At 47.1% G+C, this 22,887-nt stretch carries 24 protein-coding genes; 7 read left to right on the plus strand and 17 right to left on the minus strand.

Annotation, left to right across the window (positions count from 1 at the left end):
- Positions 1–1,263: a glycoside hydrolase family 1 protein gene (locus VIS94_08875; GenBank protein ID HEY9161185.1), complete on the minus strand. Its 1,263-nt coding sequence runs from the start codon at positions 1,261–1,263 to the stop codon at positions 1–3.
- 153 nt (positions 1,264–1,416) lie between these two features.
- Between VIS94_08875 and VIS94_08880 the strand changes: the two genes are divergently transcribed.
- Positions 1,417–2,112 carry a phosphatase PAP2 family protein gene (locus VIS94_08880; GenBank protein ID HEY9161186.1) on the plus strand — a complete coding sequence of 232 codons (696 nt, stop codon included), beginning with the start codon at positions 1,417–1,419 and terminating at the stop codon, positions 2,110–2,112.
- A gap of 149 nt (positions 2,113–2,261) precedes the next feature.
- A complete protein-coding gene (aqpZ, locus tag VIS94_08885; GenBank protein ID HEY9161187.1) occupies positions 2,262–2,948 on the plus strand; it encodes an aquaporin Z in 687 nt (228 codons plus the stop codon).
- 71 nt (positions 2,949–3,019) lie between these two features.
- Here the strand turns inward: aqpZ and VIS94_08890 are convergent, their stop codons facing one another.
- From VIS94_08890 to VIS94_08930, 9 genes are all read right to left on the minus strand, one after another.
- Complete coding sequence (locus tag VIS94_08890) at positions 3,020–3,721, minus strand: DNA alkylation repair protein (GenBank protein ID HEY9161188.1); 702 nt, start codon at positions 3,719–3,721, stop codon at positions 3,020–3,022.
- Positions 3,722–3,756: 35 nt separating this feature from the next.
- Positions 3,757–5,412 (minus strand): AAA family ATPase, encoded by a 1,656-nt coding sequence (locus VIS94_08895; protein ID HEY9161189.1) that lies wholly within the window; start codon positions 5,410–5,412, stop codon positions 3,757–3,759.
- An 11-nt stretch (positions 5,413–5,423) separates the two neighbouring features.
- Complete coding sequence (gene ettA, locus VIS94_08900) at positions 5,424–7,109, minus strand: energy-dependent translational throttle protein EttA (protein ID HEY9161190.1); 1,686 nt, start codon at positions 7,107–7,109, stop codon at positions 5,424–5,426.
- An 18-nt stretch (positions 7,110–7,127) separates the two neighbouring features.
- Positions 7,128–8,321 (minus strand): aminopeptidase, encoded by a 1,194-nt coding sequence (locus VIS94_08905; protein HEY9161191.1) that lies wholly within the window; start codon positions 8,319–8,321, stop codon positions 7,128–7,130.
- On the minus strand, positions 8,318–8,839 hold the full coding sequence (locus VIS94_08910) for a gamma carbonic anhydrase family protein (protein ID HEY9161192.1): 522 nt from the start codon (positions 8,837–8,839) through the stop codon (positions 8,318–8,320). The genes VIS94_08905 and VIS94_08910 overlap by 4 nt, the downstream gene beginning before the upstream one ends.
- Positions 8,840–9,148: 309 nt before the next feature.
- Positions 9,149–10,288 (minus strand): PatB family C-S lyase, encoded by a 1,140-nt coding sequence (locus VIS94_08915; GenBank protein HEY9161193.1) that lies wholly within the window; start codon positions 10,286–10,288, stop codon positions 9,149–9,151.
- A 27-nt stretch (positions 10,289–10,315) separates the two neighbouring features.
- Positions 10,316–10,651: a hypothetical protein gene (locus tag VIS94_08920; GenBank protein HEY9161194.1), complete on the minus strand. Its 336-nt coding sequence runs from the start codon at positions 10,649–10,651 to the stop codon at positions 10,316–10,318.
- 15 nt (positions 10,652–10,666) lie between these two features.
- Positions 10,667–11,695 carry a serine/threonine protein kinase gene (locus VIS94_08925; GenBank protein ID HEY9161195.1) on the minus strand — a complete coding sequence of 343 codons (1,029 nt, stop codon included), beginning with the start codon at positions 11,693–11,695 and terminating at the stop codon, positions 10,667–10,669.
- Positions 11,696–11,767: 72 nt separating this feature from the next.
- Positions 11,768–12,841 (minus strand): NAD(P)H-dependent oxidoreductase, encoded by a 1,074-nt coding sequence (locus VIS94_08930; protein ID HEY9161196.1) that lies wholly within the window; start codon positions 12,839–12,841, stop codon positions 11,768–11,770.
- Positions 12,842–13,065: 224 nt separating this feature from the next.
- On the opposite strand from VIS94_08930, the gene VIS94_08935 reads away from it, so the two are divergent.
- From VIS94_08935 to VIS94_08955, 5 genes are read left to right on the plus strand one after another with little or no spacing between them, the layout of a single operon-like run.
- Positions 13,066–13,314, plus strand: coding sequence for an acyl carrier protein (locus VIS94_08935; GenBank protein ID HEY9161197.1), 249 nt, complete (start codon positions 13,066–13,068; stop codon positions 13,312–13,314).
- A 3-nt stretch (positions 13,315–13,317) separates the two neighbouring features.
- Positions 13,318–13,692: a hypothetical protein gene (locus VIS94_08940; GenBank protein HEY9161198.1), complete on the plus strand. Its 375-nt coding sequence runs from the start codon at positions 13,318–13,320 to the stop codon at positions 13,690–13,692.
- Positions 13,689–14,099 carry a hypothetical protein gene (locus VIS94_08945; GenBank protein HEY9161199.1) on the plus strand — a complete coding sequence of 137 codons (411 nt, stop codon included), beginning with the start codon at positions 13,689–13,691 and terminating at the stop codon, positions 14,097–14,099. Before VIS94_08940 ends, VIS94_08945 begins: the two co-directional genes overlap by 4 nt.
- A complete protein-coding gene (locus tag VIS94_08950) occupies positions 14,096–14,686 on the plus strand; it encodes a glycerol-3-phosphate acyltransferase (GenBank protein HEY9161200.1) in 591 nt (196 codons plus the stop codon). Before VIS94_08945 ends, VIS94_08950 begins: the two co-directional genes overlap by 4 nt.
- A gap of 57 nt (positions 14,687–14,743) precedes the next feature.
- Positions 14,744–15,166 (plus strand): hypothetical protein, encoded by a 423-nt coding sequence (locus VIS94_08955; GenBank protein ID HEY9161201.1) that lies wholly within the window; start codon positions 14,744–14,746, stop codon positions 15,164–15,166.
- Between the two features lie 40 nt (positions 15,167–15,206).
- Here VIS94_08955 and VIS94_08960 read toward each other — a convergent pair whose 3' ends face one another.
- From VIS94_08960 to VIS94_08990, 7 genes are read right to left on the minus strand one after another with little or no spacing between them, the layout of a single operon-like run.
- On the minus strand, positions 15,207–15,860 hold the full coding sequence (locus VIS94_08960; GenBank protein HEY9161202.1) for a hypothetical protein: 654 nt from the start codon (positions 15,858–15,860) through the stop codon (positions 15,207–15,209).
- The gene (locus VIS94_08965; protein HEY9161203.1) at positions 15,857–16,465 is read right to left on the minus strand and encodes an outer membrane lipoprotein carrier protein LolA; all 609 of its coding nucleotides are present in this window, start codon (positions 16,463–16,465) and stop codon (positions 15,857–15,859) included. Before VIS94_08965 ends, VIS94_08960 begins: the two co-directional genes overlap by 4 nt.
- A complete protein-coding gene (fabG, locus tag VIS94_08970) occupies positions 16,465–17,187 on the minus strand; it encodes a 3-oxoacyl-ACP reductase FabG (protein HEY9161204.1) in 723 nt (240 codons plus the stop codon). The genes VIS94_08965 and fabG overlap by 1 nt, the downstream gene beginning before the upstream one ends.
- Entirely contained in the window at positions 17,184–17,978 is a 795-nt protein-coding gene (locus tag VIS94_08975) for a polysaccharide deacetylase family protein (GenBank protein ID HEY9161205.1), read from the minus strand. The genes fabG and VIS94_08975 overlap by 4 nt, the downstream gene beginning before the upstream one ends.
- The gene (locus VIS94_08980; protein HEY9161206.1) at positions 17,971–18,861 is read right to left on the minus strand and encodes a lysophospholipid acyltransferase family protein; all 891 of its coding nucleotides are present in this window, start codon (positions 18,859–18,861) and stop codon (positions 17,971–17,973) included. Before VIS94_08980 ends, VIS94_08975 begins: the two co-directional genes overlap by 8 nt.
- Positions 18,858–21,971 (minus strand): methyltransferase domain-containing protein, encoded by a 3,114-nt coding sequence (locus tag VIS94_08985; GenBank protein HEY9161207.1) that lies wholly within the window; start codon positions 21,969–21,971, stop codon positions 18,858–18,860. The genes VIS94_08980 and VIS94_08985 overlap by 4 nt, the downstream gene beginning before the upstream one ends.
- A complete protein-coding gene (locus tag VIS94_08990; GenBank protein HEY9161208.1) occupies positions 21,968–22,690 on the minus strand; it encodes a glycosyltransferase family 2 protein in 723 nt (240 codons plus the stop codon). Before VIS94_08990 ends, VIS94_08985 begins: the two co-directional genes overlap by 4 nt.
- Positions 22,691–22,887 lie beyond the last annotated feature (197 nt).

Consider the following 22,887-nt stretch of genomic DNA (forward strand, 5'->3'; position numbering starts at 1 on the left):
TCATTCCAGGCCGTTCGCTGCTATCACCTTTGCATACCACTTTCCGCCCTCCTTTATCGTGCGCTTCTGAGTGGCAAAGTCTATATTAATCAGACCGAATCTCATTTCATAGCCCTTGTCCCATTCATAGTTGTCGGTCAGCGACCAGCACATATAGCCCTTGACCGGTATACCGTTCTCTATCGCTTTGTGAACCTGCCTGATATGGGCATCCATATAGAATATCCTTTGAGTTTCATCTGTTGTTCCTATACCGTTTTCCGTTACTATTACAGGCAGTTTTACCTCATTTCCTAGATATTCGAGGCAGTCATATATACCCTCGGGATAGATAACCCAGTCCATGTCTGTTACAGTGTCTCCCGGCTTCGATGGTATGTTGGTCAACCCTTTCTGGTAGCTTGAACTGTAATAGTTGAGGCCTATGAAATCCATTGCACCTTTCAAACCCGGGAATTCATCCCACAGGCCTAATGGCGGTCCGATTTTCCCTGTCTTTACACCTTCGAAAAACCTGAGGTTGGCCGTGATATCGGCAAATCTTGCACCGGCCCTGTCAATGAATACATCTGGCCTGTAGGGCCTGAAGTGCATAAAGGCGAATGCAACCCCGACAGGAGCCTCCGGGTAATATTTCTTAATCGTATGAAAGGATGCCTGATGCATGTCGAAAAAAGTCCGATAAACCTTTATAAACGCGACAGGATTCTTTTTGTATGGAGGAAACTGCCCGGCGAAGTATCCGCCCAGAGGCACGACATTCGGCTCGTTTATCGGCAGCCAGTAGTCGACAAGATCGCCCAGTGAGCTTACGATAACATCAAGATAATCCTTGAAATGCTTCATGAAAACAGGCCTGTTTTCAAATCCTCCGTAGGCCAGCACCCATATGGGAATAGTAAAATGATGCAGGCAGAGCATGACCTTGATGCCGTTTTTTTTCAAGGCCTCAAGAATTTTCCGGTAATGGGCGATGGCGGCTTCGTCCGTTTTGCCTTCCGACGGTATCACCCTTGACCATTCAATTGACGGACGGTGAATCATCACGCCGAGTTCCCTTGCAAGGGTATAGTCCTCTTCATATCTGTTCCAGTGATCACATGCATTTCCGCAGGGTTCTTTGAATTTTCTCTGTCCGACAGGTTTCCTCATATCCATCTTTTCCATGAAGTACCAGTCGTTGTTGAAATTTCCCCCTTCTGTCTGATATGCCGATGCGGCCGTGCCCCACATGAAGCCTTTTGGAAATAAGACTTTATCCATTTTTAATCTCCCCGGGTTTTGATATCCGTCAAGTATACTCAATACCTGCCTTCATCAAGGAATAAAATTTCAGAAAAATCCCTATGGACAACAACACTGGAATTTCAGATACTATTGATGATTATTTGATATTCAATAAATGGAGGATTTGCCGTGAAGGCACTGCTGGACAGATTTATCAGACACCTGCAAACAGGCATAAGCATAAAGGAACGATTTATCTGCACTGTAGTAATGTATCTGTTTTTCTGTATCGCATATCTTGCCGCCAACCGTTTCATAGACATGAGAAGCTGCCATAATATTTCCACTCCGGTTGATGAAGCGCTGCCGTTCATGCCCTATTTTATTTATCCGTATTCATTCATTTATGTTTTTTCCATGCTTCCTTCGCTGGTATGTGAAAACCGTTCTCTTTATTTCAGAACGGTCGTCGGCAGCGGCCTGCTCATTATAATTTCAGCAGCAATATTCGTCGTTTTTCCCGTAAGCATCCCCAGGTCATATGATCTCCCCGCCGGTTTCACGGGATGGGTATTTTCCCAGCTTGACTGGATTGACAATCCAGTTTGCGGATTTCCAAGCCTGCATGTAGGATTGACGATGCTTGCCACTTTTTGCGTCTTCAGGGAAAACCGCATACTAGGCTGGTTCTGCGTTGTAGTTGCAATGCTTACGGTCTTGTCCACCCTGCTCACCAAACAGCATGTATTATGGGATGTAGCAGGCGGTGCTGTCATGGCGATATCAATTGACCTTCTTATACTGCGAAACTGGATAAATTATCTTATCCCCCTTGAATACGCCAGGCAGGAGTTCAACAGGGTAAGAAACAATTTCAAATTTTAAATTTAATAACCGGCAGCAAGACATCTTCAAAATAAGGTTTTTCGAATATAAAATTAAGGATATTCATAATTTTTATAAAATCATTACGGGTCTATCATGTCATAAACCTTTAAGCATTTTATCATTCCTGAACCGTAAAAGGAGAGTTTATGAATAAACTTGCTGCGGAATTTATCGGGACTTTATGGCTGGTATTGGGAGGATGCGGAAGCGCTGTTTTAGCAGCAGCTTATCCGGAACTGGGAATCGGATTTGCAGGTGTTGCCATCGCATTCGGTTTAACAGTGCTGACAATGGTTTATGCAATCGGACACATTTCAGGCTGCCACCTGAATCCTGCCGTATCAATCGGCCTCTGGGCCGGAGGCCGTTTTGATAAAAAAGAGCTGCTTCCATACATCATTGCCCAGGTCCTCGGAGGAATAGCCGGAGCAGGAATCCTTTTCCTTATTGCAAGCGGAAAAGCCGGTTTTGAACTTGGAGGGTTCGCAGCCAACGGGTATGGGGAACACTCTCCTGATGGATACAGTATGCTTTCAGGTCTAATTACTGAAATTGTAATGACCTTCATGTTTTTAATTATTATTTTAGGTGCTACGCATCCAAAAGCCCCAAAAGGTTTTGCCGGAATAGCAATCGGCCTGGGATTAACACTTATTCACCTGATAAGCATTCCTGTAACAAACACCTCGGTAAACCCAGCAAGAAGTACAAGCCAGGCAATATTCGTCGGCGGCTGGGCATTGAGCCAGTTATGGCTGTTCTGGGTAGCGCCGATTGCCGGAGCAGTTTTAGCAGGTTTTGTTTATAAAATAATTTCACCCGAAAAAGAATAAATCAACACCTGCTTTTATAATATTGAATCATTGCCAGTCCTCGCAGATATTGTGCGAACAGGTTATGGTTATTATGGTTTGTGGTTTATAGCCCTTTTGAGGAGCCTGTCCTGAACGGCTGAGCCTGTAAGTTCCCGCAGGGCATCTGCAGCTATCCATCTGCCTGCCTTTGTGCCTGAGATGCGTATCCTTTGTGAAAGCTCAATAGCCTTTCCGTTGAGGTAAAGATTACGCTTCCCTATCTGTCGGATGGCCCAGTTGACGGCCTTTCTGACCATCGGCCTGTCATCGCCGGATTCGCTCATTATCAAAGGATAAAACTCTTCGAACAGCTCATCCGGCGCCTTTCTGTCGGCTACGGCAATTCTTGCCATAAGGACAAAGCCGGCGCGCTTCACAAAAGTTTCTTCCCTTTTGGACCATGCAAGGGCCTTTTGAAGTGCATAGGGTGTTTTCTGGAAAAGGTTTGAACAGACCTGATCGCACACGTCCCATGAATTGAAAGCCACGACCCATTCTTCCATTTGTTCCGGCAGCACTTCCCTGTGATCATCAACAAGTGAGGCAAGTATCCTTGCCTCGTGAATTCCGCAGTCCCATAAAAGAAGGGCAAGTTCGTGGTCTTTTCCGGTCTCTTTTGCCATTGCCCTGAGTCTAGGCATTGAAACGCCAAGAAGAACTCCTCCGGGATTAATCCCGTAACGCATCATACCGGCAGCATCGGCTGGGCTGGCCAGAGACTCGAGCCTGGTGATTATATCATCAGCCTTCATATAAATTCCCCGATTTAATGCAGCTGGCGGCATTACTAATGAGCGTTTACAGTCCTTTCCGATGCCCATTCCCTCAGATTTTCGATCTGCTCCACGCGGGTAACAGATAAGGGCTTTGTCCTGCCAATCTCAGCAACAAGCATATCGTTCGTAAGTTCACAATTTGCTGAAAATGCACCGTAAAGCCCTGATACGACCACCTGTTCTATTTCGGCCCCGCTGAAACCGTCTGAGGCCTCTGCAAGTGCCGCGATATCGAACTTCGCAGGATCTTTTCCGCGTCTTCTCAGATGGATCGAAAAGATAGCGGCCCTGCTATCGGCATCGGGAAGGTCTACAAAGAACACCTCGTCGAAACGGCCTTTCCTGAGGAATTCCGGCGGCAATTTTTCAACTTCGTTTGCCGTCGCCACTACAAATACATCGCCTTTCCTGTCCTGCAGCCAGGAAAGGAAGGTCCCCAGGACGCGCTGTGACACGCCTCCGTCCTCGCTGCCGCCGGAGGCGAATGCCTTTTCAATCTCGTCTATCCACAGGATTACCGGCGCCATCTTTTCGGCCGTTTCCATGGCCCGCTTGAAGTTGCGCTCGCTCTCTCCGATGTACTTGTTGTACAGATTGGACGGGTCCATTTTTAATAGCGGCAGGCCCCATTCCATTGAAACAGCCTTGGCGCACAGGCTCTTCCCCGATCCCGGAACACCGAGCAGGAGTATCCCCTTCGGAAAAGCGAGTCCGAAGGAAACAGCCCTTTCAGGTTCGGTTATTATCATCCTTCGTTTGTTGAGCCAGTCTTTCAGTGTGGCCATGTCCGCAATTTCCGACATGCCGTGCTCAGCCGGGAAATACTCCAGAAGACCGTCCCTTTCCACGACCGTCCTTTTAGCGTCAATCACCCTCTGGATGTCTTTTGCATTAAGGCCTCCGTCTTCAATGATGGCCCTGGTCAGAATTTTTTCCGCTTCAAGAAGCGTAAGCCCTTTCAGATTGTTTATAAGCCGGTTCAGTTCAGTGTTTGTTATCTCGACCTTGATCTCGGTTTTGGCCCTGAGGTCGCGGATGATGTTATTGAGAAGTTCAGAATATTCCTCTCTTTTCGGCGCGGGGGGAGACACTTCAGCCAGATAAGGCTTCAGGCTCTCGGGTATATTCATGTCGGCGCCGGTCAGAATTATCGAAGCATCGTGGGGAGAATATTTTTTTGCGGCGTCGTAGAGTCTGGCTGCAATTGCCGGATCGCTCAGAAAAGGCGCTATCCCCTGAAACAGGTAGATCGCGGGAAAATCAGAACTGATGACATGATCGAGTGCAGCTTTCGGTTCGGTTGTCATATAAACCGGCCCGTCCATATCCGTGCGTTTGAGGCCATGCGTAAGGCTCCATGTGAAAAGCTTCAAGCCTAAAGAGTCTGCCAGATGCGATAAGAGGCTTTCAGCTCGCTCCTCTTCATTGGTTCTGACCCAGATGAGTCCGTAATGAGACTTTATCAGAAGGGCTATTTCCCTGACTATATCAGGTACTGCCCCGGGGGAAGGCTTTTCACATTCCTTCTCCTCATTTTCCGCTTCAGGCTGTTTGCCCAGCCTTGCCTCCGCCCTTGCATAAATAACGCCGCATCGCGGGCATTCTGTCAGTGGACCCGGATCGCCGTCATTTCTTATATATCCGCATTTAAGGCATTTCTTTCCCATCAAGTATTCCTTTATGCTCTTGTTAGTCTCCGGTATTTTATGCGGTGCGGGGTATCCGCTGCAGCGCCCAGGCGTCTTTTCTTGTCCTCTTCATATTCAGTGTAGTTGCCGTCGAACCATGTGACCGTGCTGTCGCCCTCGAATGCCAGAATATGTGTTGCGATGCGGTCAAGGAACCATCTGTCGTGGCTTACCACGACCGCGCACCCTGCAAAGTTCTCCAGCGCCTCTTCGAGGGCACGCATGGTGTTCACGTCAAGATCGTTCGTCGGCTCGTCCAGAAGAATTACATTCGCGCCGCTCCCCAGCATCATGGCAAGATGAACACGGTTTCTTTCTCCTCCCGAAAGAGTGCCTAGCTTTTTCTGCTGGTCGGTGCCCGAAAAGTTATAGCGGGCGACATACGCTCGCGAGTTGATCTCGCGGCCTCCCAGCACTATAGTGTCCTTCCCGCCGGAAATGGTCTCCCATATGGTTTTATCAGGATCGAGAGAATCCCTGCTCTGATCGACATATGCGAGCTTTACGGTTTCGCCGATGCGGATTGAACCGGAATCAGGCGTTTCCTGGCCGGTAATCATCCTGAAAAGTGTCGTCTTTCCGGCACCGTTAGGGCCTATTACCCCGATAATGCCGCCGGGAGGCAGCATGAAGCTCATGTTTTCAAAAAGAAGCTTGTCGCCGTAGGCTTTCGTTACGGCCTGCGCTTCGATTACTACATTACCGAGCCTTGGCCCGGGCGGTATATATATTTCAAGGTCTCTGGCGCGCCTTTCGGATTCGCTGCCGAGCAGTTCTTCGTATGCGGTTATCCTGGCCTTCGCCTTTGCATGACGCCCCTTAGGGCTCATGCGTATCCAGTCCAGTTCACGTTCAAGTGTCTTCTGGCGATCGGTTTCGCCCTTTTCCTCAACTCTCAACCTTTCCTGCTTCTGTTCGAGCCATGAAGAATAGTTGCCTTTCCAGGGTATTCCGTGGCCACGGTCGAGTTCGAGTATCCATCCGGCAACATTATCCAGAAAATAGCGATCATGTGTAACTGCAATGATTGTACCCTCATAGCGCTGCAGGTGATGTTCGAGCCACGCAACTGTTTCTGCGTCGAGATGGTTGGTCGGTTCGTCGAGCAGCAGGATGTCGGGCTTCTGCAAAAGCAGGCGGCACAGTGCAACCCTGCGCTTTTCGCCTCCGGAAAGCACTTTTACCTGCATGTCGCCCGGAGGACAGCGAAGCGCATCCATTGCCATTTCAAGACGCGCATCAAGATCCCACGCATTAAGGTGGTCGAGCTTTTCCTGTACGACGCCCTGGCGTTCTATCAGGGAATTCATCTCATCGTCACTCATGGGCTCGGCAAATTTCATGCTGATCTCGTTGAATTCGTTCAGGAGGTTTACCGTTTCCTGTACGCCCTCTTCCACCACCTGGCGGACCGTCCTGGTTTCATCAACAAGGGGTTCCTGTTCAAGATAGCCCACTGTGTACCCGGGTGAAAGCACGGCCTGACCGTCAAAAGCATTATCAACGCCGGCCATTATTCGAAGGAGCGAACTTTTGCCCGAACCGTTGAGGCCGAGTACGCCTATCTTGGCGCCGTAAAAATAGGACAGAGAGATGTCCTTGATAACTTCCTTTTTTTCGTAGCGCTTGCTCACGCGCATCATCGAATAGATTATCTTGTTCGGTTCAACCGCCATTAAATGCTCCCTCCGTTATCAAACAGTAAACATGCCTTTTTCATAAATTGTTATGGTTCTTCCTGATTTAAGCTTTGCCGTGACCCTCTTTTTTTCAGTATTCACAAGGTCCCAGTGAAGGGCCGAATCGTTAAAGCCCAGCGCCTCCTTCTTCTCTTTCGTAAGCTCTGCCGGGTCACCGGAATATGTATCCGAATACGATGCACCGACTGCGATATGACAGTTGCCGTTTCTGCCTCCGAAGTTCTCGTCAAAAAGGGTATTGGCCATGAACCTGTCGATCTTGGAAAAACGTTTGTCTGTCAGGGAAAATTCGCCCACCTGATCAGCCCCGTCATCCATTGAAAGCTGCTTGCGCGCAAATTCCGCTCCCTTGTCGGCATCAATCTTCACTGCACGGCCGTTCCTGAATTCAAGCTTCAAGCCTTTTACCAGGTTTCCGTTCCTGTAGGAGGGCTGGTCCGCATAGTAGACTCCCCTTGTCCCGCGCCAGTCGGGAGACAGGAATATCTCAAAGCTCGGTATGTTGTGCCCTGATATCCCTATCCATTTCCTCATCTCTCCGGGCGTTATGACAAGGTCGGTGTTAGCGCTTTCCACATGGTATTCAGCCACTTCCATGGAATTAAGGCCTTTTTTGATCGAACTCACCTCGGTATATACATCTATCCATTTCCCGACAGGGTCTCTGCTGTTAAGGAAAGCGGCCTTTGAAATCTGTTTCGTATAGTCATCCAAAGATAGGCCCGCATGCTTTGCAAGCTCTTCAGTAGGATACATGCACAGAGTCCAGCCGAAGAGCCCCATCTCTTCGCGCTTGTCAAGTATGTCGCGCAGGTATTTCTGGGCAACCGCCGCCATGCCTATGCGTTTGGGATCTATTCCGGCAAGGTGTGTTAGCGATGAAGGTGCGATGATATAGATGCTCCCGTTCAGGCTCTTATAGAGTTCCTCATTCCCGGGGACCTTGAATGTGAGCTGCTCGTCATTTGAAAGGGAATAAAATCCCTTTTCCATCGTCGGGGTAATGCCTGCCCTCGGTATGACATTAAATCCCATTTTTATGAGCCTTGAATATACGGATTCAGCAAGGCTTATGGCGGGCAGTTCATACCTGAGCAGGATGATGTCGCCTTTTTTAAAAGTCTGCGTGCGTGCCGTTGTAAGCCCCCAGATAAGAACATCCGTATATTTTTCGAGCCTTATTTTCATAATTCCCTCCTTCTGGCTGCTAAATGTCTTTTTGCCAGTTCAACATATATTTCAGCCGGGTTTCTGTTTGCTATCGCACTGTCTGCATCAAGCTCTCTCTTGAATACTGCGGGTGAACCTGCAACAAGCTGATTCTCGCCGATTTCCTGCCTCTCCCTGACAACCGCACCTGCCGCCACGATAGAACCCTTTCCTATGACCGAGCCGTTCAGAAGAATCGAACCCAGTCCTATAACCGAACCTTCGCCTATGCGGCAGCCGTGAAGAACAGCGTTGTGGCCGACAGTGACATAATCTCCTATAACGGTTGCATTTATGCCGTCGACATGTATCGTGCAGTTATCCTGTATGTTGGAAAACCTGCCAATTCTTATTGCATTGAGGTCGCCTCTGATGACTGCGCCGTACCAGATGCTTGAACCTTCACCGATTTCCACGTCTCCTATGACAACCGCATTCGGAGCCACGAAAACCCCTTCGGCAATTTTGGGTTTTTTCCCGTTAATCTCGATAATCATTTGTTCACTCTTCAGTCAAAACTCTTTGCCAGTCAAGAAGAGATATGGGCGTTTATCACGACCGGAATCATTTTTGGTATTAATTCCCGCAATTGAATTTTTGATAGAATTTTTTGTGAAATACACGAATGAATTAAACAGCAGTTCAACCTCTTAACAGGCATATCTTCCCGGGTGCGACTCGAATATCATAAAATGGGAAAGACTTTCGTCAAGGCCTCAGCCGCAACCGGCAGATATAAAGGTTTCATGGCCTGTGCGCTTTATTTTTTTGCCGGGATTCTCATCCAAGGGACTGATTAAGGGTTCCTATCTTTCAAGGTCTGAAACGGCCTTTTTAATTCGGCCAAGAGCTTCTTCAATAACAGCCCTCGGGCAGCCGAAATTGAGCCTGACAAAACCCTTGACGCCGAAATCGTTCCCGTCGGAAAGCCCGACCCCCCTTTCTTCAAAGAAGGCCGCCGGATTTTGAAGCCCCAGTTCCCGGCAGTCTATCCAGGCAAGGTAAGTCGCCTCGACATGATTCATTGATAATCCATCGATCCCGGATATCGATTCTTCAAGGTAATCCCGGTTTTCCCCAAGATATTCTATCAGGGAGTCATGCCAGTCTTTGCAGTCGCGGTAAGCAGCCAGGCCAGCGGTATAGCCGAAAATATTCACATGGGGAACTATTCCATCCATGGCCTTTTTGAAGCTTTTTCTGATTTTTTCATCGGGGATAACGGCAAAGGAAAAGCCCAGTCCCGGTATGTTGAATGTCTTGCTGGGTGCCATCAAAGTAATGGTACTAGCGGCGATTTCTTCCGATAGAGAAGCTATCGGTACATGCCTTTTGTCTTTATCCAGCACAAGCCCGCAATGTATCTCGTCCGAGCAGATGATCATACCGCGCCTCAAACAGATTTCGGCAAGCGTATTCAATTCTTCGGAACTGAAAACCCGGCCGAGGGGATTCTGCGGGTTACAGAGAATGAACATGTCAGTGTCTTTTGTATGGGACTTTTCAATTGCATCATATTCAAACCTGTAGCTGCCATTTTCAACCATGTGTTCTGTTGTCACGAGTCTTTTGCCTGCATTGACCGGGGCGCTTAAAAACGGCGGATAAACAGGGATGGACGTCATCACCGTCTTTCCCGGCATGGCCCTGCATGAGATATTGAGCCCTGTCACAAGCCCCGGCAGCCAGACAAGCCAGGACGGTTTTATCCGCCAGGCGTATTCTGTTTCAAGCATACCGACAATTACATCTTCAAGCTCATCCGGTTCGCATGTGTAGCCGAAAACTCCGTGGCCGGCCCTTTCAATTATCGCGTTGGTAACCGGTCCGGGCGCTTCAAAGTCCATGTCCGCCACCCACATGGGAATGACATCACGGCCCTTATACTTGTCCCACTTGATGCAGGCGGTGTTCCGCCTGTCGATTATCCGGTCAAAATTCGTCATAATTCGATATGAAGATATTAAAATGTTCTACCAGAACTTCCACCAGGGTTTTAAGTTCTCTTTTTCCCATTGATACATATTCTTCCAGGAATCATCACCTTTAAGATATTTGACAAAAACTGCGAGCACTTCTGTTCTATTCAATTTATTCACACTCTGAAATTGAACATCATTACCATCATCATTTCTGCAGCAATATTCTACAACGAACGAATCATTTTTTATTTTTGATGTCTGAACAAAATAATTATCATGATTGAAAAGAATAACAAATTCCTTAAAACCATCGTTAATGAATAATTTTTCCAAATCTTCTTTTGTTGCATTTTCAGTTATTATGCCTTTTTCTGTTTCAATTTTCATTTTATCTCCTCCTTATTAATAATAAAAACCATCATCGCCATCATCATCCGGCAACATATTGCCATGCTCACGGTTCCACTCCTCCTTATGCTCCATAATGATCTGAAACTGGTTGCGCAGGTCAATGAGCTCCTTCGCCCAGAAATTTTCGTTGCCCCAGTCCGGATGGTCGCGTTTGAAGTCAAGGTCGTCACCCTGGCGGGCGCACCAGGCCAGATAATAGATTATACGCATGAAGCGCAGAGGCTCGATGAGCTTAAGCGTCGAATAGTCGAATTCCCTGAATTCTTCATAACCGCTCATTATGAGATCGATTTCACGCTTCGCCCTTGTATAGTGATCAGGCAGCATCAGCCAAAGGTCATGCACGGGTGGCCCTGTCATCATGTCGTCAAGGTCGATCACCATGAGTCCTTCGCCGGGCCTTTCAATCAGGTTTCCCCTGTGGCAGTCACCGTGAATACGTATATATTCTACGCCGCCAAAGAGCCCGGTAATTTCATCCAGAATCTGAAAGCAAAGCTCCTTGAATGCGTCTCTCAACTCGGGGTGAATGAATCCGCCTTCAAGCAGAAATTCTATATCCGCCCGTGTGGATATGCCGGGATGGAGCCTTACCCTGTGAGGCGCATCTTTTTTTGCGCCTACGGCATGTATCCTGCCTATAATACTCCCGACCCTGACCCAGTCTTCATCGTTATTTATCTCGAACATCCTCCCGCCCTTTTTGGGAAATACTGCAAGGTTGATGCCTTCGATATTCATAAGAGTCGATCCGTTAGAGAGCTTAATGGGCGCCACAACAGGGATTTCACCGGCATCGCAGTCGGCGATAAAGGCATGCTCTTCTTCTATAGCCTCCCTGCTCCACCTGCCGGGGCGGTAGAATTTTATCACAAAGCGCTCCGTATCCATTGCCTGCAATTCATAGACACGGTTGATATAGCTCGGGTGCTGTATCAGGAGGCCGGTAAACCTCTTGCCGACAGCTTTTTCGGCAGAATTAATAATCAGGTCCGGTGTCAGGACCTTAAAGTCTGTCATTATTTCTGCTCCACACGGACAGTGAAAAAATTGATATGACAGTGCCCATCAATTTTAAAATCTGAAGCATTATCAGGATTCCGCACCAAAATATCTGGAAAAATTCATCAGCATATCGAGATTACCCTCGGCTTTGTATTTTCCCTCGATGAATGCCGTCCCTCCGTCCACCTTCCCGAACATTATATCCATCCACAGTTCAAAAGGTGTACTGACGATGAGATCAGGTTTGATAAAAGCGATGTCTTCCGAGGTCTCAAGTGTGCCGTTTTCAATATGCAGCATGCATTCCCTTTTAGCTTCGCCGGTGAATATGAACTGAATATCAGCCTTAACACCAGCCGCTGATTCAGGTTTGAAGGCTATTCGCATGATGGCCAGAAATTCCGGGATATTTTCCGCCCTGGGGATAAGTTTCTTTTCCGCGGCTTCCTTTACTGTCACGCCTTCCTTTATGCAGGTCTTCCACCACATGTTGGCAAGGAGCTGGAATGTCTCTTTGTCGATAAGAGGCTGCGTGATCCTTTTCATTATTCCCTCGGATACCGACTTATTTAGAATTATCTCCCGGCCCGCCTCTTTCAATGCATCAAAAATATCCGCCTTTATTTTTCCGAATGCGGAAGAGGCGAGCGTTTCGGCGCCAGGCCTGTAAATTTCAGCGATCAGGTCTTTTTTGTAGATATATCTAAGCCAGGAAGAAAGCTGGTCAAAAATACCCGGATCGGGAAATCCCGCAACCGAAAGGGCCACGACCATTGGGATATTGCACCTCAGAGGGTGGGTAGATCTGCCGTTTTTTTCTATCATGAAAGGTTCGGCCATAGGAAGCGTGCGGTCAATGAACGTCTTCATTCCGGCCGTGACCGAGTAAAAATAAAGGGGAGAAGCAAAAATAACGATGTCGGAGCTAATATATTTCGGGAACAGCTCAGCGGTCATATCGTCTTTGTGGATACATTTGCCCGGGGTTTTCGTCCAGCATGTATAACAGCCGATGCAGTTATGAATTTTTCTGTTCCTGAGATACACGACCTCGACATCGGCAGAGGCGTCTCTCATTCCCTGGACAAGAGGCTCGAGCAGCATTTCGGTCTTGCTTTGACCTCCGCCCCTAGGGCTTGAACTGATCGCCAGAACTTTCATGACCACCTCCGATTTAATAGTTTTATATTAATGCTTTTAATATCACATACAGCACCAGGGTACAAAGACCAGAACCGGTATTAATTATACATGTCATTATTTCAAAGAAGTTTGCCCTGTCCTTTTCCGGCGGCCGGTAACCTCTTTTAATCAGTTTGACAGTGTGTACACTTGCATTGTAAATAATTGCTCAATTGTTATTCAAGTCCAGCGCAGGAGAAGACATGGAAAAAAAGGAAATATTTGATATCATCAAAGAATATTTCATCAGCCAGTTTGAAATTCCGGAGGATAAAATAATAATGGAGGCTCTCCTCAAGGATGACCTGGGGCTGGACAGCATTGACGCTCTCGATATGATAGGAATGCTTGAAGCAAGACTCAATATGGAAATAGAGGGAGAAGAACTCAAACACATCCGTACTGTCAGCGATGTTGTCGAATTTATCCTGAAAAAACTTCAAACCCGGTAAAAAATGGCGGAATTACCCTGGCATACCCTGCTCGGCTTTGAATTGAACAAAGACGGCATTACCGGGCAATTCAATATACCGGCAGATTCTTTATGGTTTGAAGGACATTTCCCCGATGAACCCGTCCTGCCAGGAGTATCGATGCTCTGCATGATAAAGGAGCTTATCAGCAAAGCAAATCCGGTCATCAATATAACAGGCCTCAGGCGCATCCGTTTCAGACAGCTTGTCCATGAAAATGAACTCCTGAATGTGAAAATAACATGGGAAAAAGGACACGGTTCAAAATCCGCTTCCTTTGATATTACCAGCAATGGAAACCTTATCAGTTCAGGATTTATCGAGACAGACGGACCTGTCGGGAACTTGAAATCATGAATATGGACATCGAATCCTACATGCCCCACAGGGGCCGGATGAAACTGATAGAAGATATTCTTGAATCGGACGAGAACAGCTGCAAAGCCATTGCCGTCCCGAAACTTACCTGGCCCTTTCAGAGGCACGAGGGTATTGATCCACTGGTGATTATCGAGCTTATTGCACAGACAACCAGCGCATACGTGGGCTGGTGCAGACGCAATGAAAAAATGATGGGTGGAGCAGGGTTTCTTGTGGGTATTCGCAGTGCCGGGATAGGCCTTACCTGTCTGCCTCTAGACAGCCCTGTTTTTATTTCATGCAAGAGAATGCTGGATATGGACAACTATGGTGTATTTGAAGGCCGTGTTTTTATCAACGACACCACATATGGTACATCCGTCATTCAAGTATACAATCCATGAAGGTAATTTTTTTTTCAGCGTGTATCCTTCTCTGTTCTTATCTTCTCGGTTCGATAAATTTTACTGTAATCATTTTCAGGCTGCTCGGACTTGATGACCCCAGAATGAAGTTTTCAGGTAATCCCGGGACAACAAATGTCTACAGGATAGCAGGGCCTTTCTGGGCGGCGCTGGTTCTTGTCCTCGATATCAGCCGTGCAGGACTGGTATCCATAGCAGCGCTTAAATTGCTTCCTGCTCAGGAAATTGCACTTGCAGGTTTTTTTCTTGTGCTCGGAAACAGATATCCCTGCTTCCATGGTTTTAAAGGCGGCAAAGGCGTGGCCAATTATATGGGTTTTGTCCTGTTCATAATACCTGTCTGGGGAATAATCGTAACCCTGCTCTGGCCTTTGATATACAAACTTGTAAAAATTACTTTCATACCTTCTTTTGTCATAATTACCCTGATGGGAATCGGCTTATCGTTGCATTTTCAGTTCAATCCACTTTTCACAGCCATAACAGCAGCAACCATTCTGCTGATTTTCGCCGGCCACAGAAAAAACGTCAGGCAATACATTTCAAGGGAAAAAAGACTTGATTAAATTTTTTTAAACAGCATTATAGTTTGTGAAAAAAAGATAAAGAAAGGAGACCTGCTTATGAAAAAACTAATGTTAATTATGTTTGTTGTCCCGGCATTCTTTATCATATCATGCGCCAGCACCCTTCAGGTTACAGATATCGACTCCTGGCTCACTACAAAAGCAGCCGGAGTAAATGCAACAGCGAATATTACGGGAACCTGGAAAGACGCACTTAATGAGACCGACTCCTTCATGAGCTGGGGACAGGGTGAATGGACCCAGACTGGAAACATCATAACAGGCAATATCAGCTCTTATGTAATTAAAGGTATCATGTCCGGAAAAACTGTTTATATAGTCCTTTATAACGGGGCCAAAGTAGATTACACAGCCAAGCTTGAACTGAAGAATAACAATGAACTATATGGTAATTACTACAGCTCCCGTGACCCCGGTCAGACAAAACCTACCCCGATGAGCTTCAAGAAAGTCAAATAATACGTTTACTTGAACATCTGACACCGGCGGTCTTGAATCTTTATCGGTTGCCGGTGTCTTCTGTCTGAATCAGTTCAAAGCTCAGTGTGTATCCGCTGACACCTTTTATTTGAAGCGTCATCTTTGAAAACAGGCCGTCTATTACAGGCGGCATAAGGATGGCCTGCCTGATGATCTTTGAATGCCCTTTTAATTCCCTGATAACGGTTTTTTCCTTTTCTTTTTGAAATTCCTTCCTCATATCCATTTTTTCCCAAAGACAATAACAGGAGCCATCCTCATTATTTGAAGCTCTTTTTATATTTCCGTCAGGCTTAATGAAAAGAAAACGGATATCATCTGCAAGCCCTGACGCAAAATCCTTTCTGTTAAGAGGAGGCATCCCCGAATTAATCTTTATTTCCTGGCCTGTAGATTCTGCATCCAGAAGCGTAATGCCTTCTGGAGACAATAGAACCACTTTAATGAAGCCGGTATCAGGATAAATTTCCGTCACCCCTATAAACGTCTGATAACCGCCGAAAGGAAGATCTGCCTCGATTTTATGAACAGCCCGGAATGGTTTTGCCGGAAAAACCGACAGACACTCTTTTTCCGTTCCGGGATTTATTTCTATTTCTGTAACTTGTTCCCTGTGTGCACATTGAAGAAGCATGCAGCAGAGAGGCAATACAAACAAAACGGCTTTTTTCATCTAACTTTAGTGAATATGCCATCAGGCAAAGGTTTGTTGATCTCTGTGTTATCGAACTCCAGGTATGTCGTTGCTCCCTGAACCTCTATAATCTCGATAGCCGAAATTACGCCCGCATCTTTTGAAAAAGTGATTACAACTTTTTTGATAAAACCTTTGATTGTTGCATTTTGAGGGGTCAGCTCCACCTTGCCTTCAATAATATCCGCCCTGAAATCCTTGTTATTATTGAATTTGCCGGCAAACCACTCGGTAATCTGGCCTACAACAATGCGGACGGCTTCGAGTCTTGCGCTGGAATCTTCAACGAAGCTTCCTTCCTTGAAGATGAAGCGTTTTACATTGCCCTTGTCTACAAGGAGAATGCTCTTTACAGGCTCTGTGTATTCCCACCTGATCGAATCGGGAGATAGGTAATAAAGCCGTCCTTTGCTGATGAGGGGCCTGCTCAGTATCCTGATGTCCTTTTTCTGTGTGAAGGCTCCTGATATGGACTTTACCTGAGACATGTTCTTTTCGATAGATTCCCAGCTCAGCGTCCACCCGGAAAGGACAAACGAAATGAAAAATAGAAACAGGACAAAGGCCTTTGAAGCATGCCTCATCAAATCATGCCCCCGTTAACAGAGAGAACCTGCCCCGTTATATACGATGCATCATCGGAGCATAAAAATCCGACGGCTTTTGCAACCTCTTCCGGTTTCCCCACACGGCCCATCGGAATGTGCTGGACAACAGCCTCAATGGGCAGATCCTTTATCATTTCTGTTTCGATGAGACCGGGCGCCACGGCGTTTACCCTTATGCCCAGCTTTGCCATCTCCTTTGCAAGAGCCTTGCAGGCTCCGATCAGTCCCGCTTTGGCTGCGGAATAATTGACCTGCCCGGCATTACCGATAATACCGGAGATGGATGCAATGGCTATTATATTACCATTTTTCTGCCGGATCATGCTTCTGAGAACCGGCTTTGTGACGTTGTAAAAACCCCTGAGAGATGTGTCTATGACGTTTTCCCAGCTCTGCCTCGATGTCATCGGGAAGAGGCCGTCACTGGTAATTCCTGCATTGTTTATAAGTACCTTTATGTATTTGTGCCTGTCCAGAAGGTCTTTTATGGCAGCAGCTGTTTCATCACCGTTTGCGACATCGAACTGCACTGTTTCGCCGTCTCCTCCCGACTCTTTTATTTCAGCAAGCGCAGCTTCCGCCGCATCCTTCCGCGAGTGGTAGTTTATGATGACATAATATCCCTTTGCCGCAAGCTCCATTGATATCGCCCTGCCTATGCCCCGGCCTCCTCCTGTAACAAGCGCTATTTCTGTCATAATTCCTCCATCACTTTCTTGCCAGTAAGCTTATCAAGGGATAAAAAATCAAGCCCCTTTTTCCTTATGCCCGTAATTGTCTCCTCCATCTGTGCGATAAGTTCCGAAACAGACACGCCTCCTGAGGGCGCCCTGTCATGAAGCATGATGATGCCGCCATCCCTGGCGCCTTTTAAAATATTACGGCCTATATTGCCGATTCGGCGGTTGCCGAAATCATACCCCCTTATGCCGAACATCACACAAAAAAGGCCAAGACGGGAAAGAATAGGCTCCAGTTTCGGATTGACAATACCTGCAGGTGGCCTGAACGTATATGCAGTTATACCGAACCCTTTAAGCACATCCTGACAGGATGCAATCTCATTATTCAGCCTGGCAGAAGTTTTCAGCATAATTAACGTGTCATGGTTCATGGTGTGGTTTCCCAGCGTATGGCCGTTATCAAGTATAAGTTTTATCAGTTCCGGATGAGCGGCTGCTTTTTTGCCGACAATAAAAAAATGGGCCTTAATCCCTTGTTTTCTTAACATCTCGATGACAGACGGGGTGCTTGCGGGATCAGGGCCGTCATCGAATGTGAGAGCTACCCCGTGAGAACCCGGTGCACCCCTCGTGATACAAGGCAGGAACATCTGCCACTCTGGAAAAAAAGGCGATGCCATGGAAACAATGACGAACAAGGAAAGCGGAATCAGGGCATAAACAGGACTGATCATTGAGACAATGATGGATGTAATAATGGCTGCAATCCCGATAAAAAATATTCGAGGGATTTTTCCGCTATTCATTTCCAGCCTTTTCAATGAGGAAAGGCTCGAAGCAGTACCAGTGCTCGGGATGTCTGCGTACCACGTCCTCATACATTTTAAGATACTTCACCGCCGCCTCTTGTATGACCTTTTCCTTATTTGACCGGTTTATTGAATCGAGAAAAATGGGCTGGTTATATTCGATCCGGTATTTTGCCCGGCCTGTCCTGATTATGAAAAAAACGAAGAGCGGAACCTGAAGCGTATATGCAAGTGCGAACGGCGAATATGGAAGCCTTACCATATGATCTAAAAATTCAAGTTTCATTGATTTCTGACTGTCGCTCCAGACCCTGTCCCCTGTCATTGAAACAAAGCCCTCGTTTTTAAGATATCGAAGTACTTCAAACACGTTAAGAGGTGCACTCTCGTTCTCGTCAACAGAAATGATCTTTATGCCCTTGCCCGAAATTTCAGTTTTCATCTGTGTTTCAATCTTCTGCGCCTGCTTTGAGCCAACGAAGAGCGCCACATTTATCCCTAAATCGGAAAGCTTTCTGGCTGCAAGTTCCCAGTTGCCTATATGAGACATTAGAAGAATGCCCCTTTTTCCGCTTTGATGGGCATTATATATATGCTCCCATCCTATACTCTCACAGGGGAATGCCCCTGTTGCCTCGACTATGAGCCTGTCGGTGAATACTGTTGAAAAATGATGAAACTGACGCCATGCGCATAAAAGGTAATAAAACCCTGACCTGCCGGGAAAGAGTGCACGGTAAAATTTCATGCTCAATCTGACCTGCGGTCTTGGCATAAGAAAATAGCATGTTGTGATGAACCATGTGAGAATTTCCGCAATGTATATCCCGGTCCTGGTGCCTGCGAGAAAATGCATGATTTTATAAAATAATACCTTCATGTAAGGAAATCCCGCCCGCTCACGGGCTCAGCCACAAACCATGTTTCTTCTCTTTGCTGTGCAGTAGCTTCACTGAGTACGAGTTTATAACCGGTCTCTTGGAGCATGAAAGAAATATCTTCCTTCGAACGCAGCCATATGGCGTTCCTTGCAACCTTGTTTCTCAGGATTTCAAGCCATCTTTCCCACGGGACTTTCTTTTCCGATGGTATCGTCACCCGCAGAATGAGTCTCCCGTCAGCAGCAAGCCTTGATTTTATTTCCAGGAGGATTTTCTTAAGATCCGTCTCGGGGATATAATGTATCATGTCAAGCATAAGCGCCGTGTCTATGGTTTCGGGATACGAGTCAAACGCCTGCGCAGTTGAAACATGAACCTCATCATCATCGCCTAGAACTCTGCCAGCAATCCTGATGCGCTCCCTGTCAGGGTCCAGAGCGCAAATCCTCATGCCGGGGAACAGGGTTTTCAGCCATACACCCTGAACGCCATATCCGCAGCCTATGTCCAGAACCGTACCGGTACTTTTCATGAAACCGGCGAGCTTAGGAAACATCGGGTCGAACTTCATCTTGAACCTGGCAAACATGCGGGCATAGACTTCCAGGTGTCTGAAGCGGGACATTACCAGTTTTATATGTTCAGGAGATCCCGGCTGGATGTCCTTCGCGGCAGGGAATGGAATCTGTCTGAATACACGCTTTAAAAGAGGGGGCAGAAGAAGGCATGTCCCGGCATATGTATACAATATGCCCAGTGTCGCAGAAAGGCCGGCGCTCGACAACAGGGGATGTCTGGCCAGGGCAAGGACTGAAAACCCCGTCAGAATTGCCGCTGCCGCCATAAGGACCGACGCCCTTATTGTTTTCATCGAAGGGTGTTTCTCATCGATGTAACGCTGTTGCATCCTCACAATATATATTGAAAACACTATTCCCAGACCAAGCACTACCACCGCCAGCATCAGCCCCGGGATATCAATAGGATGGCCTATCAGGGTAAACGTGCCGAATGTGCAGATAAGGGAAAACGCCACCGGCAAAAGAGTCAGGAAAGCAAGGGTTATGTCGAGGTAATAAAAGAGAAGCAGAAGTGCGAGCGCACTTCCCGCCGTGATGAGCGTTTTCATGAATATCCCGTGCACAAGGCCGGACAGCCTCTGGGTGAAAAGACCATAATCAAGCATGCTGCCGAGATTTTTACTATGGATTTCATCGAAAACAGGCTGGGCCTTATAGTCAGGTCCTGGCATGGCGGTGCTGATCAGCAGGTATTTTTTCCCCGGATCCTCCGTGAAAAGTCCCAGGAATTCATATGAACCGACAGTAAGGTCCGTCCCTGTTATTACGGGATTCTCAAGTAGTTCCATGAACGGCTCAAATGCATCTGCATTAAAACCGTATTCTTCTGAGGCCGGGATTATCTCTGATTTCAGTGCTTTTACCCTGTCTTTGTTCCAGAAGTCTTTCCAGTCCTGAAGGTTTAAGCTCGAAAGATATGACGAAGGAATAATATCGGAGAGTGTAAAGGATGAAGCCAGGGTTTTCTTTCCAACCTGCTCTTTGAAGAAAAGCGACATCCTGTCGGATATGTTTCTCAGGCCTTCGATGGAATCCCCTTCGGACAGAAAATATATCCTGCTGAAGACATCCCCCCAGACGGATTTGAATGTCTCTTCAGCCTTTATGGTTACAGGACCGACCGCATTCATCCTGTTCAAATCGGCGTTGAAGACCGGTTTTGCAAGAGCGGCCATGGTGATGCCGAAGACTGCGGCCAGGATAAATCCGGTCCATCCCGGCTTGAGGCTCAGAAATTCAGCGATCTTCTCAACAGGCAGCAGGGCGCTTCTTTTCGCAGGCGGCATGCTTATGAATATTCGCGGCTGCAGGGTATGGACAAATACAAATGTAAATACGGCTCCGAGTGCGGCAAACATGCCGACATCGGCCATGATCCTGAATCCGCTGAAGACAAGCGCCAGAAATGCCCCGGCAGTCGTGAACATGGCCATGAGTTCCACCGAGCGTATCTCATGCGAGGTCTCTTTGCCTGATGTCATGGAAGTCCTGTCCAGAAAAAGGAAAAAGGATATCCCGCTGTCCACGGTAAATGAAAGAATCGCTCCGCCAAAGCCAAGGGCCAGAAGCGACATTTCGGGCCTGATGATGGACAGGACAAACATGGCGGCGGTTGTGCCAGCCGCGCCGGGGAAAAAGGAAAGCAGCCCGATATAGGGTCTCGGAAAGCAAGTAATCAGGATAAAGGCTATGCCAAGAGTTGATACTATGGCAGCGAATATTACATCTCTTTTTGCGGTTTTTTCATTATCCATGGCAGAGCGGTAAGAGCCTATCGCATTGAGCTTTATTTTAGGCGTCCTGTTCCTTAAAGCATCTGATTCAAATTCATTCGAGATCCTGTTGAAAAGCTCGGATATCCGTCTTGAAAACTGAGTATCCATACCGGGATTCCTTGTATGGGCGACAACAAGGCAGTGCCTGCCGTCGGAACTGAATATCTGACCCTTATAGACCAAGGATCCTTTTACCTCCAGGAAATTTCTGAGCCTTTCAAGGATTATAAACCTCAACCCCAGCGGGTCTTTTGAGATCATATCCGACTGGCCTATACCTTCAAATCCGCCCAGGAGTTCTATGTCGGCATTCAGGCTATTCCTGATTGCCTCCTTGTTAATCAGCGGAAATATGCGTTCATTGAGATCCTGAGCCGAAAAGCTTCCGGGAAGATTGTCCGCAACCATATTTAATATGCGGGGCAAAGCACTGCCGGGATCATCTATCCCGATCTTTTCAAACAGGCCCGATTTCTTCATCTCGTTTTCAAGACGCAAGGCATATGAAGCAAGCAGGTCCTTGTCAGGTAAGGCCACACCTTCAAGGCAAAGGTCCACGGCCACCTTGTCCGGAAGCCTGTAGCGGTCGAATATCTTTTTGGCGTCTGATATTACCGGGTCGTAAGACGGCACTGATGACAATATGTCCGAACTCATCCTCAAATGAGACTGGGTCCACAGGCTCATCAAAATAAGCCCTGCGATGGTAAAAATCAGAAGCCTAAGATTGATGTTGTATCCCCGGAATTTCATGACATACTCATACGCTTTCTTGTCGCCTGCGGAAAAACAAGCCTCATGACAATCAGGCGAGTAAAGGTTGCAGAGTTCCTCAGGAAATCCACAAAAGGCCTGAAGTGAGAAACCCTCTTTCCGTTTTCAGGGTAGACGACACTGACAGGAACCTCATAGACCGGTATTTTATGCCAGTTCGCCAATACAAGAATTTCCACCTCAAACTGAAACCTGCTGGCCCTGCTTTTAAGGCTCAATATTTCCTTTACAGGGTAAATCCTGAACCCGCTCTGTGTATCTGTCAGAACGGGCCCCCCTGAAAGTTTTACCCAGAAGTTTGAAAATTTCCTTCCGAATCTGCTTGTCCAGGGAATACTTTCATCATCGAACATGTTTTTTCTGGCGCCTATGACAACAGGCCGTGCCCCCTCTTGTATTGATTCCATCAATCCTACGGCGTCACCAGGCACATGCTGCCCGTCTGCATCTATCGTTACGGCAAAATCGGCAATTTTAGATGCCTCTTTCAGGCCCGAGCGTATAGCCTCACCTTTGCCGATATTTCTTCCATGCCTGATAACCGTTATATTGTCATACCGTGCTAAAACTTCTGTTATCCCGTCAGTCGATCCGTCATCAACGACTATGACCGGCAGACCGAGTTCAATGCATCCGTCAAGCACAGAGGCCAGGGTTGCGGCATGGTTGTATACGGGGATGACAAAAGAGAACTGCATCCATCGGGTGTAAGATAAACGGCAGTATCATGTCAATGCTCATTAGCTCTTGTGGGACAACAATATCATTGTTCGCCTTATTAATTTTTCCTGCTTACTTTTTATATAAATTAATAATATAATATTAATGTACAATTAATACCTTTTCAGCGATCCTGTTTTTTAGGTTCAGTAGTCAGGCCACAGTTTTTAATTTT

This window comes from Desulfomonilia bacterium (genome assembly GCA_036567785.1).
Classification (GTDB): Bacteria; Desulfobacterota; Desulfomonilia; order UBA1062; family UBA1062; genus DATCTV01.